This window comes from Rugamonas sp., assembly GCF_025354735.1.
GTDB lineage: Bacteria > Pseudomonadota > Gammaproteobacteria > Burkholderiales > Burkholderiaceae_D > Rugamonas.
The window spans coordinates 1-8,063 of the sequence record NZ_JANXMI010000242.1 but is presented as its reverse complement, the minus strand read 5'-3'; the positions used below and the strand labels follow the sequence as shown (position 1 = coordinate 8,063).

At 64.8% G+C, this 8,063-nt stretch carries 8 protein-coding genes; 1 reads left to right on the top strand and 7 read right to left on the bottom strand.

All coding sequences use genetic code 11. From position 1 onward, the window contains the following. The 4 genes from Q0S71_RS20140 to Q0S71_RS20125 all read right to left on the bottom strand — a co-directional run. On the bottom strand, positions 1-1,775 hold a 1,775-nt coding region (locus Q0S71_RS20140), incomplete at its 3' end, for a chemotaxis protein CheA (RefSeq protein ID WP_295999829.1). Positions 1,776-1,790: 15 nt separating this feature from the next. Beyond that, entirely contained in the window at positions 1,791-2,108 is a 318-nt protein-coding gene (locus tag Q0S71_RS20135; protein WP_295999828.1) for an STAS domain-containing protein, read from the bottom strand. Between the two features lie 63 nt (positions 2,109-2,171). Continuing rightward, the gene (locus tag Q0S71_RS20130; protein ID WP_295999827.1) at positions 2,172-2,540 is read right to left on the bottom strand and encodes a response regulator; all 369 of its coding nucleotides are present in this window, start codon (positions 2,538-2,540) and stop codon (positions 2,172-2,174) included. A gap of 12 nt (positions 2,541-2,552) precedes the next feature. Beyond that, positions 2,553-3,710 (bottom strand): methyl-accepting chemotaxis protein, encoded by a 1,158-nt coding sequence (locus Q0S71_RS20125; protein WP_295999826.1) that lies wholly within the window; start codon positions 3,708-3,710, stop codon positions 2,553-2,555. A gap of 322 nt (positions 3,711-4,032) precedes the next feature. Here Q0S71_RS20125 and Q0S71_RS20120 point away from each other — a divergent pair, with 322 nt between their 5' ends. After that, positions 4,033-4,446 (top strand): GtrA family protein, encoded by a 414-nt coding sequence (locus Q0S71_RS20120; protein ID WP_295999825.1) that lies wholly within the window; start codon positions 4,033-4,035, stop codon positions 4,444-4,446. Between the two features lie 369 nt (positions 4,447-4,815). On the opposite strand, the gene panD is transcribed toward Q0S71_RS20120, so the two are convergent. The 3 genes from panD to Q0S71_RS20105 all read right to left on the bottom strand — a co-directional run bounded on the left by panD (position 4,816) and on the right by Q0S71_RS20105 (position 7,845). After that, entirely contained in the window at positions 4,816-5,175 is a 360-nt protein-coding gene (panD, locus tag Q0S71_RS20115) for an aspartate 1-decarboxylase (RefSeq protein WP_295999824.1), read from the bottom strand. Positions 5,176-5,422: 247 nt separating this feature from the next. Then, on the bottom strand, positions 5,423-5,830 hold the full coding sequence (locus Q0S71_RS20110) for a hypothetical protein (protein ID WP_295999823.1): 408 nt from the start codon (positions 5,828-5,830) through the stop codon (positions 5,423-5,425). A gap of 146 nt (positions 5,831-5,976) precedes the next feature. Further along, positions 5,977-7,845: a M1 family metallopeptidase gene (locus tag Q0S71_RS20105; protein ID WP_295999822.1), complete on the bottom strand. Its 1,869-nt coding sequence runs from the start codon at positions 7,843-7,845 to the stop codon at positions 5,977-5,979. Positions 7,846-8,063: the final 218 nt, after the last annotated feature.

Genomic DNA, 8,063 nt, shown 5'->3' with positions numbered 1-8,063 from the left:
GTGCCGGCGCCCTCCTTGCTGGAGACGTCGACGCTGCCGCGCAGCGCCGTGATGTTGCGCTTGACCACGTCCATGCCGACCCCGCGCCCGGACAGGTTGGTGATCTTTTCGGCGGTCGAGAAGCCGGCCTCGAAGATCAGGTTGTAGATCTCGCCGTCGGTGAGCTTGCGGTCGGCGTCGACCAGGCCGCGCTCGACCGCCTTGGCCAGGATCTTTTCCTTGCGCAGGCCGCCGCCGTCGTCTGACACTTCGATGACGATGCTGCCCGACTCATGGAAGGCGTTGAGCTTGATCATGCCCTTGGCCGGCTTGCCGTTGGCCACCCGCACGTCGCCAGGCTCGATGCCGTGGTCCATGGCGTTGCGCACCAGGTGCATGAGCGGGTCGCCGATCTTCTCGACCACGGTCTTGTCGAGTTCCGCGTCCTCGCCGTCGACCACCAGGCCGATGTCCTTGCCCAGTTCGCGCGCGACGTCGTGCACCACGCGCTGGAAGCGGTTGAAGGTGGCGCCGATTTTCACCATGCGCAGTTCGAGCGCGGCGTCGCGCACTTCTTCGACCAGGCCCGAGAGCGTCGACGTGCACTCTTGCAGCTCCACGTTTTGCAGGTGCTGGCCTATCATATTGGTGCGGGCGCCGGCGATGATGAGCTCTCCCACCAGGTCGATCAGGCGGTCCAGCTTGTCGGAATCGACGCGCACCGAACGGCTCTCCTGCGCCTTTTGCTCGCTGACCTGCTTCTGCTTGGCCAGCGCCGCCTCCACCACCACCGGCGGCACGTTGCCGCTGTCGACCAGGATGCTGCCGAGCTGCTGTTGCGGCGACGGCGCCGCGTCGGCGCCGTCCTGGCCCGGGCCCGGAATCTGGCTCTGGTGCTGCTGTTGCAGCGCCAGTTCCAGTTCGCGCGCGGTGATGCTGCCGCAGCGCACCAGGATCTCGCCGAGGCGCGCCGTCTGTTCCGGCAGCGCCTTGATCAAGTCCATATACTGCGAGGTGTGGCTGTACGGCGGCAGGATGTGGATCACGCAGTCGTCGTGCACGAATTCGAACACGCCCTCGATGGCCTCCTTGGTGGCGCCGCTGTCGAAGGCGATTTCGAAGCCGAGGTAGCACAGCTCCGCATCCATCTCGTCGGCCGGCGGCAGGGCGTCGACGGTGGCGATGCCGACGATCTTGCCCAGCTTGCCGAGGTAGCGCAGGAAGGCGATCGGGTCCATCCCGTTTTGCAGCACGCCGGGACCGAAGCGCAGCGAGATGTGCCAGTGGTCCTTGTCGCCGCCGCCGCCGCCCATGCGTTCGAGGTCGGGCGCGTGGGTCGCCACCAGGTTGCCGGCGTCGCTCGCCGGCGCGGCCGCCGTGGTGGCAGTGGCGGCGCCGTGCGCGCCGCTCATGTGGCGGCGCAGCTGTTCGATCAGGGCGTCGCCGGCGGCCGTGGTGTGTTCGTTGGCCTCGGTCTGGCCGGCGGCCAGGCCGTCGGTCAGGCCGGACAAGAAGTCGCAGCACGACAGCAGCAGCACCGTCATGTCCTCGCCCAGCGCCACCTTGCCCTCGCGGACTTCGTCGAGCAGGCTTTCGACGACGTGGGTGAAGCCGACGATGTGATCGAGGCTGAACAATCCGGCCGAGCCCTTGATGGTGTGGGCGGCGCGGAAGATGGCGCCGATCGCCTCGCTCTGGTCGCCGCTATGCTCGACGTTGAGCAAAGCGTTTTCCATGTCTTCCAGCAGTTCGCGGCTTTCCGCGATGAAGGTTTGCAGCGCTTCGTCCAGATTCATTGACGCCTCCTGTGCTCAGTGGCTTGCGGCGGGGATCAGCAGGGCATCGCCGAAGAAGGCGCCCATGTCCAGCATCTCGAAGATTTCAATCACGGCGGCGCTGTGCGCCACCAGGTGCAAGCGGTGGCCGGCGGCGGTGGCGGCCTGCTTGGCCACCATCAGCACTTGCAGGCCGGCGCTATCGAGTTCGCTGATGCCGGACAGGTCCAGCTCCAGCACGGCGTTCTTGCGCACCGCTTCGAGCACTTCGGTTTTCAGGTCGGCGGCGCGGTAGATCGTCATCTCGCCATCGATGACGAAGCGGGCGACGGCGTCGCCGGTGGGTTCGGACATGGGAATGCTCCCTTGCGAAGTTCACTATGGGACTACGGGACTACGGGATCGCCGCCAACCACTTTATGGCAGCACCAGCTTCTGCACCGCGTTGAGCAGCACCTCCGGCTTGAAGGGCTTGACCACCCAGGCCTTGGCGCCGGCCTCCTTGCCTTCGATTTTCTTCGACTCCTGCGTTTCGGTGGTCAGCATGATGACCGGCGTGAAGCGGTAGTTGGGCAGCTGCTTGAACTGGCGCACGAAGGTGATGCCGTCCATATTCGGCATGTTGACGTCGCATACCACCAGATTGATTTTCTGCCCGGTGCATTTGGAGAGCGCGTCGAGTCCATCGCGACCCTCGATGACGTCGTAGCCCGCGCTCTTGAGCGCGATACCGACCACCTGCCGCAGCGAGGCCGAGTCGTCCACCACCATGATCGTTTTACCCATTTGTCGTCCCTCTTAGAAAAACGTTACCTCATCGTCCACGACGGCCGCCGCCTTTTTCGGCGCGGGCGCCGATCCGTGGTGGACCGCGTGCTCCTCCGCCATGGCATAGGTTTTTTGCAGTTCGTGCAGCAGCACGTCGGCGTCGAGCGCGGTCAGCTGCTGCTGCGTGTCGTAGCGCTCGCGGTTATCGCGCAGCACCGACGGCAGCAGCTCGATGTTGTCGCGCACGTGGGCCATCACCTGGCTGACGCGGTCCTGGAATTGCAGGTGCACCAGCGCCTCGCACACTTCGCCCTGGATCGCCACGCTCTCCTGCTTGAGCAGGTCGGACGAATGCACGAGCGCGTCGGTGATGCCGCGGAAGTCGCTCAGCACCGATTCGATCATGGCCTCGGCCGACTGCATGGACTGGTTTTCCTGTTCGTCCGAGGCGCCGGCGGCCTGGCAGGCGCCGACGATGGCGCTGCTGATCTGGCCCACGCGTTCGGCGATATTGCGGCCGGTTTCGGCCGAGCGGCTCGACAGGTTGCGCACTTCCTGCGCGACGACGGCGAAGCCGCGTCCGGCCGGCCCGGCGCGCGCCGCTTCGATGGCGGCGTTAAGCGCCAGCAGATTGGTTTGGGCGGCGATGCTGGCCACGCCCTCGGCCATGTCGCGCAGCTCGCGGGTGAAGCTTTCGAGCTGGCGGATTTGCTTGAGCATGCCCTGCTTGGCGGCCAGCGCCGATTTCATCGACGCCACCACGGAACCGAGCTGCCGCTCGCTGCTGGAAAACACGGTCACCATCGAACTGCCGCCGCCGGTCTGCTCCATGCTCGACACCTGGACGGCGCGATCGAGCTTGTCGACGATGCCGGAAAAGCGGCCGGCCAGTTCGGCCACCGCCTCTTCCATCTGGCTGCGCGACGATTCGATGTGGCGGCTCCAGACCGGCATCACCTGCTCGCTGAACTGCTCGCGCGCGGCCAGATACTGTTCTATCATTTCATGCTGAGAATTGTCGGCCGCGCCGCCGCGCAGCGCCAGCGCGACGCCGGCGGCCAGCAGCACAATGGCCCACAGAATCGGCAGCCAATGCAGGCCGCCGGCGACCAGCGTGCCGGCCGCGCCGGCCACGGCCAGGGCCAGCGCGCACGCCATGTCGAGATTCGGACTGAAGAGATTTTTCACCGGACGCCATCCCATAAAAACCCACCCGGCCGCGTAGCTGCCGTAGTGAAACTCTATCGTAAATTGACGAATTGCCGCGACCGCGGCTCAAATAAAAAACGCTGCAACCACAATCCGGCGTGTGGTCGATTGTATATCGAGATTTGCATCGTGCCGCTATAAATTACTTCCGCGAAGAAATAATCGCGGCGGCGATCGCAGCCACCGCCGCGCGCCTTACTTTATGGACAATCTTTCAACGCCGATGCCCGTGGCGGGGCCACACCTAGCTTCACGTACAATATGCAACACCCTGAACCAGCGGCGCCGCCGCCCTCCTCGCATGACTAACAAACTGAGCGACATGAAAGCCAGGGCCATGGCCGGCCAGCTGCTGCGCTTCGGCATCACCGGCGTGGTCGGTCTGGCGGCCGACGTCGCCGTGCTGTACGCGGCGCTGGCGCTGGGCGCCGGCCCGTACGCGGGGCGTTTGCTGTCGTTCCTGGCGGCCGTCTGCGTCACCTGGCGCATCAACCGCCGCTACACCTTCACGCCGTCCGGTTCGCAATGGACCGAATGGTGGCGCTACCTGGCCGCCATGACGGGCGGCGCCGTCCTGAACCTGGGCGCCTACACGCTGACGCTGGCGCTGCTGCCGCCGGCGCCCTGGTTGCCCGCGCTGGGCGTGGCGGTGGGCTCGCTGTCGGGCATGCTGCTCAATTTTATCGGCGCCAAATGGTTTGTCTTTAAATCCTGACACCGGCGTCAAGACAGTGCCAACGGTTCTTCACGGATGAGCGGAACCGCGCGCGCATCGCATGGAGCAGGAGGTCGGTGTCGACCTTCAGGCTCCCTGTGGATTTCATTCTATTTCCCCTTCTATTTTGTTCTGCTTTCTTCTATTTATACCGGCAAATTCAGACGCGGTTCAAAATAGAAGAAAGCAGAAAAAAGCAGAAGAAAATAGAAGGCAAAATAGAGGGTTTTCCACACGCGCGCTCAGGGCCGCACCCACCACCTCCGGCGCCATGCCGCGCGCCGCGTCCCTCCGCTCCGTGAAGAAGCAAATAAAAACGGCGCCCTCGCAGGCGCCGTCGGAGCGTGGCTCGAAGGAGCCGGCGCCGGATTACTTTTTCATGCCGGTGATCTTGTTGTTTTCGTCGACGAAAACGATTTTCGGCTTGTAGTCGGCGATCTGGGTTTCCGTCATCGACGCGTAGGTGCAGATGATGAGCAGGTCGCCCAGGTGGGCGCGGCGGGCGGCGGCGCCATTGAGCGAAATTTCGCCGCTGCCGCGCAGGCCGGGAATCGCGTAGGTCGAAAAGCGCTCGCCGTTGTTGACGTTGTACAGTTCGATTTTTTCATTGACCCAAATATCGGCCGCTTCCAGCAAATCCTGGTCGATACCGCAGGAACCTTCATAGTTCAGGTCCGCTTGGGTGACCGTGACGCGGTGCAGCTTGGCGCGCAGCATAACTCGTTGCATAGACATCGTTGTTGATCCTTCAATTAGTGGTGATTCCCGGCGGAACGCCGGGCGCGCCGGCACAGCGCCCTGCCGTCCCGCTGGACCGGCGGGAAGCCCGGTCCTCGATTCGCGGGCGACATCGTACCACTAAGTGCGCAGCAACTGAACGCGGACAGCCCGGCACGCCGCTCGCGCGGCGCCCGGGCTGCCGCCGGCTTAGCTAAAAACGCTAGCTTGCCGGACGCTACTCAGTGTCTCTCGGTGTCTATTTGTTGGTCGGATCGTTGGTGCTGCCGTTGGCCGTGCCGGCGTTGGTCTGGCCGTTGGTGTTCGGCGCCGACTTCATTTTGCTCTGCTCCGAAGGGCTGGTGCAGTCGGGATTGCCGCCCACGGCGCCGTCGGCGTTGCCGCTGTTGGAGGCGCCGCTCTTGTTGCCGGTGCCGCCGGCGCAACCGCGCGTGCCGGACGAGCCGCTCGATTTACTGCGCATGGCCTTGCTCTTCTTCGGCATGACCGCCTTGTTCTGCGTTGCCGCCGCGCCCTGATCGTTGTCGATGGTGCCGGTGCCGACCGGTGGATTGGGTGTGGTGTCCGACTGGGTTTGCGCGCCGGCGCCGATGCTGAAGCACAGGACCGCAGCCGCGGCCGCTACTTTGGCAAATGAGGTTTTCATGTCAGCTCCTTGGTTTTATCGTTAAGAGCAGACATTTTTTCACACCTCAGGCGGCCGCATGTAGGACATCCCGCCGTCTGCGAGTCGGACGGCGGGTGCCCATACATGGACGCGCGAGCAGGCTGTGAGCTCGGGCAGCGCCGACCTTATTTTTTGGCGAACTGCTTGTCGACCGACGCCTGCGTCTCCGGATGATAGTGCGGGCGCGCCGTGGCGTAGACCGCCTTGGCCCAGGCGCGGTCATCGGGCGTCTTCAGCAGCGCGGTGTACAGCGGCACGACGAACTTCTGGCGGCCCACGCTGAGCAGGAATTTTTCCAGCGGCCCGCGCACGTTGTAGCCGGCCTTGATGGAGCTGAGGAAGAAGCGGTAGGCGATTTCGTCGTTGCCGCTTTTACCCAGCGCGTAGGCCGCATCCAGATCCTTCATCTGCGCGGCCGTGGCCTTGCCGTCGATGTCGTTCAGGAAGTGCATCCACTCCAGCGCGATCCAGTTCTTGGGATCTAAATCCTTGGTGGGCAGCTCGCCCTTGAGCCAGGCGGTGCGCGCGATGTCGATGGCGGCCAGGCGCGGCGACGCCACGTGTTTGGCGGCGGCCGGAATGCCGGCGCCGTAGACCCACTCGTTCACTTCCGCGTCGCTCATGATGTCAGGATGGGCGTCGAGCAGATTCTTGTGCAGGTAGACCAGGAATTCGTCGGTGGTGGCCGACTGGAAGGCGTGCTGGTCGAACCAGCCGCGCAGGAAGGGGTCGAAGACGTCGCGGCCGGCGCGCTGCTCCAGCGTGCGCAGGAACCACGCGCCCTTGGGATAAACCAGGCCACCGTCGGTGTAGGTGGCGGGGTCGACGTCGGCGTCGCGCGTGATGAGCGCCTGCTTGGCCGGCGCGATTTCCGGCAGCGACGCCATCGCCTCCTCCTGCTCCACTTGCAGGTTGATGTCGGCCACTTCGGCGCCGTACAGTTTTTCGACCACGCGCGTGGTGACGTAGGTGGTGAAGCCTTCGTTGAGCCAGAAGTGCTTCCACGAGGCGTTGGTCACCAGGTTGCCGGACCAGGAGTGGGCCAGTTCATGGGCGATCAGGTCGACCAGGCTGCGGTCGCCGGCGATCATGGTCGGCGTGACGAAGGTCAGGCGCGGATTTTCCATGCCGCCTATGGGGAAGGACGGCGGCAGCACGATCATGTCGTAACGCCCCCACCGGTACGGGCCGTACAGCGCCTCGGCGGCGCTGACCATTTTTTCGGTGTCGGCCATCTCGTAGGCGGCCGCCTCGATGCGCGCCGGTTCGGCGTAGACGGCGGTGCGCGGACCGAGGTTGCGCACGTCGATCTCGCCGATGGCGATGGCCAGCAGATAGGAGGGTATCGGCTGCGGCATGGTGAATTTCCAGCCGCCGGCGCCGGTCGCCTTCTGGTCGTTTTCCGCGCTCATGACGACGCGCAGGCCGGCCGGCGCGTCGATGCGGGCGCTGTAGGTGAAGCGCACGGCCGGCGTGTCCTGCACCGGCGCCCACGAGCGCGCGTTGATTTCCTCGGACTGGCTGAACATGAAGGGACGCTTGCCGGACATGGTCTGCTGCGGCGACATCCACTGCAAGGCGGTGGCGGTGGGCGCGGTGTGGTAGTAGATGCGGACCTTGTTCGGCTGGCCGTTCGGCTGGCCGCCATTGCCCGGCAGCGCGATGCGCAGCGCCTGGCCCCTGGCGGGATCGAGCTTGTCGAGCAGGTAGGAGGCCGGCGCCCATGTGCCGTCGGCGTTCAAGACCTGCACCTTGGCGATGCTCAGGTCGCGCGTGTCGAGCACCAGCGCGCGGGCCGATTTATCGATCCAGTTCAGCGTCAGTTCGGCGTAGCCGGTCAGGGTCTTGTGGCTGAAATCGGCCTTCAGGTCCAGGTGCAGGTCGGCGGTGCGGACCTGGTCGTAGCGGGCGTAGCTGAGCGGATCGGCATGGGCGGCGGCGGCCGCGCACACCATCGCGCCGGCCAGCAGGCGCAGTGGTTTCAAAGTAGGCATAGGTTCTCTGCAAGGGGGACGGAAGCCCGCCGGAACGGGCGCGGTGCAGGATAGCACATGGCTTTGCCGATGTTTTAGCATTGCGGCGAATTTTGAAAAACCGACAGGCGTGACGCCGGATCAGCCGCGCGTAACCAGGGGGCAGACTGCGGGCCAAGGCGGCGCCGCGTTAACGTTAATCGGGGTCAGACCACGGTTTCGAGAGATGCATTCGAAAC

Bases quoted from the DNA above. Each gene is read 5' to 3' on its own strand.
- Q0S71_RS20135 (WP_295999828.1), bottom strand. From the start codon at position 2,108: ATGTCCGAACCCACCGGCGACGCCGTCGCCCGCTTCGTCATCGATGGC.
- Q0S71_RS20130 (WP_295999827.1), bottom strand. From the start codon at position 2,540: ATGGGTAAAACGATCATGGTGGTGGACGACTCGGCCTCGCTGCGGCAG.
- Q0S71_RS20120 (WP_295999825.1), top strand. From the start codon at position 4,033: ATGACTAACAAACTGAGCGACATGAAAGCCAGGGCCATGGCCGGCCAG.
- panD (WP_295999824.1), bottom strand. From the start codon at position 5,175: ATGCAACGAGTTATGCTGCGCGCCAAGCTGCACCGCGTCACGGTCACC.
- Q0S71_RS20110 (WP_295999823.1), bottom strand. From the start codon at position 5,830: ATGAAAACCTCATTTGCCAAAGTAGCGGCCGCGGCTGCGGTCCTGTGC.
- Q0S71_RS20105 (WP_295999822.1), bottom strand. From the start codon at position 7,845: ATGCCTACTTTGAAACCACTGCGCCTGCTGGCCGGCGCGATGGTGTGC.